The following is a 2,011-nucleotide window of genomic DNA, read 5'->3' as shown; positions in this document are numbered from 1 at the left end:
GCGCGCTGCCCGGCCTGCCTGCGCTGCTGATCAGCGGCGACACCACGGCCGCCGGCCTGCGCGCCGCCGCCGAGGCCGGCCTGCCGCTGCTGCACAAGCCGCTGGCGGAGGCCGAGCTGCTGGCGGCGATCCGCGCAGCGATCCAGGGACCCTAGGATCGGCCGCCCAGCATCTCGTGCACGTCGTGCGTCATCAGCGCGAGGAAGGCTGCCAGCACCAGGTAGTAGCTGCCGTACTCCCACTTCACCGCGGCGGGCACCGCGTAGTAGGTCTGCGCTTCCACGCTGTCCTTGCGGAAGCGCAAGGCCTTCATCACCTGCGGGTAGGCCAGGATCGCGAACAGGATCAGGATCGGGCTGGGCCGCCAGAAGAACAGGCCCACCAGGATCGGCACGCCCAGCAGCCAGATGCGCGGCGACAGCACGGCCGTGATGCGCCCGCCGTCGAAGGGCGAGAGCGGGATCAGGTTGAACAGGTTCAGGAAGAAGCCGGCGTAGGCCACGGCCAGCAGCCAGTCGGCATCCCAGCTGCGCGCCAGCAGGTAGCAGCAGGTGGCGCCGACGGTGCCCAGCAGCGGCCCGCCGAGGCCGACGAAGGCTTCGGTCTGCGCGTCGTGCGGCATCTGCTTCAGTTCGATCCAGGCGCCGACGAAGGGAATGAAGGTGGGCAGTCCGACCGGCAGGCCCTTGTGGCGCGCGGCGATGTAGTGGCCCATCTCGTGCACGAACAGCAGCGCGATGAAGCCGGCGGCATAACGCCATCCATAGACGGCGGCATAGACCAGCAGAGACAGCAGCATGGTGCCGCCGCTGGCCAGCAGCTTGCCGAACTTGAGACCGGAGAAGAGAAGCAGCAGCAGTTTCATGCGGGCATCATCATGCCTGCGGCGGGATGTCCGTCTTGCTGTCCTTGCGCTTGAACAGCCTGGCCGCTGCGGCGCCGACGCCGGCCACCGCCAGGATCGCCAGCTTGGCGAACTTGGCCAGGAAGGCGAACACCACGGCCAGCAGGCCCAGCTTCTTGGCGCCCACGCCCACCACCAACGCGGCCAGGCCGTACTCGGCCACATGGTCGGTGGAGCCGTTGAAGTCGGCGTAGGCCTTGCCCTTGTCGAACTCCAGGCCGGCGAGCAGTTCGTGCGCCACGTGCTTCTGCTGCGGCAACTCGCTCAGCTCGGTGACCAGGTTGATGCTGATGTAGCCCTCGCGGCCCAGCGCATAGGTGTTGTAGTTGACGCCGCGCGCGGCATCGGCCGGCGCGCCCTTCTCGCGCGAGGCCATGGCCCAGACCAGGCGGTGGGTGTCGGCCGCGTAGGCCGGCTTCTCGGCCCAGCCGACGATCTCCAGCGGCGTGACGCCCATCTTGGCCCGCTCCTCGTTGGCCGCTTCCGTGCCCTCGCGGAAGGACTTCAGCATGTCGTCGGCGTCCCACTCCTTGGCATCGCCGTCCTTGATGTAGCCCGAGGCGATGTAGCGCAGCGTGGCGAACCATTCCTCCTTGTCGCCTTGCGGGAACACCAGGCCCTGCAGGTCGGCATGCTGGCCGGGATTGCCCATCGCCACCATCACCTTGGCCGCCTGCGGCTGCGGGATGAAGACCTCGCCGGCCGGCAGGTGCAGCACGGCCTGGCCGGCCAGCGGGATGTCCGCGGGCCCGGCGACCCGGACCTTCTGCGCTTCCGCGAAGGCCTGCCTGGCATCCGGCGGCGCTCCGTCGTTCGCGGCGGCATGGGTGGCGCCAAGGGTGAACAGCAGGGCCGTGAGGCCGATGGCGGGCAGGAGGCGCGGGGACATGGCGGCTTGTTGCTTGTTGAGATGGGCCGCGAGCATAGGCCTTGTCGGGCCGGCCCGGCCTGGGCATTGGCCCGGGAGCGCGGGGTCGCGCGCAGGTGAATCGGCACCCTCGGAGGCGGGTGCGCTCCCCTGTTTGAAGGCGAGTCGCCGCGTCGCGCTGAGCATCATGCGGGTCAGCCAACGCCGCCGCCCCCTGATGCCCCTGAACGCCCTGCAAC

General features: G+C 69.6%; 2 protein-coding genes. Both read right to left on the bottom strand.

Annotated features, from left to right (window positions below):
- Window positions 1-151 precede the first annotated feature (151 nt).
- Window positions 152-865 (bottom strand): site-2 protease family protein, encoded by a 714-nt coding sequence (locus tag B0W88_RS31435; RefSeq protein ID WP_077038377.1) that lies wholly within the window; start codon window positions 863-865, stop codon window positions 152-154.
- A 10-nt stretch (window positions 866-875) separates the two neighbouring features.
- Window positions 876-1,793, bottom strand: coding sequence for a DUF2167 domain-containing protein (locus B0W88_RS31430; protein WP_077038376.1), 918 nt, complete (start codon window positions 1,791-1,793; stop codon window positions 876-878).
- Window positions 1,794-2,011 lie beyond the last annotated feature (218 nt).

It is taken from the genome of Pelomonas sp. KK5, from assembly GCF_001984095.1.
GTDB lineage: Bacteria > Pseudomonadota > Gammaproteobacteria > Burkholderiales > Burkholderiaceae_C > KK5.
The sequence above is the reverse complement of the archived record's forward strand: the minus strand, read 5'-3'. Positions and strand labels throughout refer to the sequence as shown.

Excerpts from the sequence above, each read along its gene's own strand:
- B0W88_RS31430 (WP_077038376.1), bottom strand. The coding sequence starts at position 1,793 with ATGTCCCCGCGCCTCCTGCCCGCCATCGGCCTCACGGCCCTGCTGTTC.
- B0W88_RS31435 (WP_077038377.1), bottom strand. The coding sequence starts at position 865 with ATGAAACTGCTGCTGCTTCTCTTCTCCGGTCTCAAGTTCGGCAAGCTG.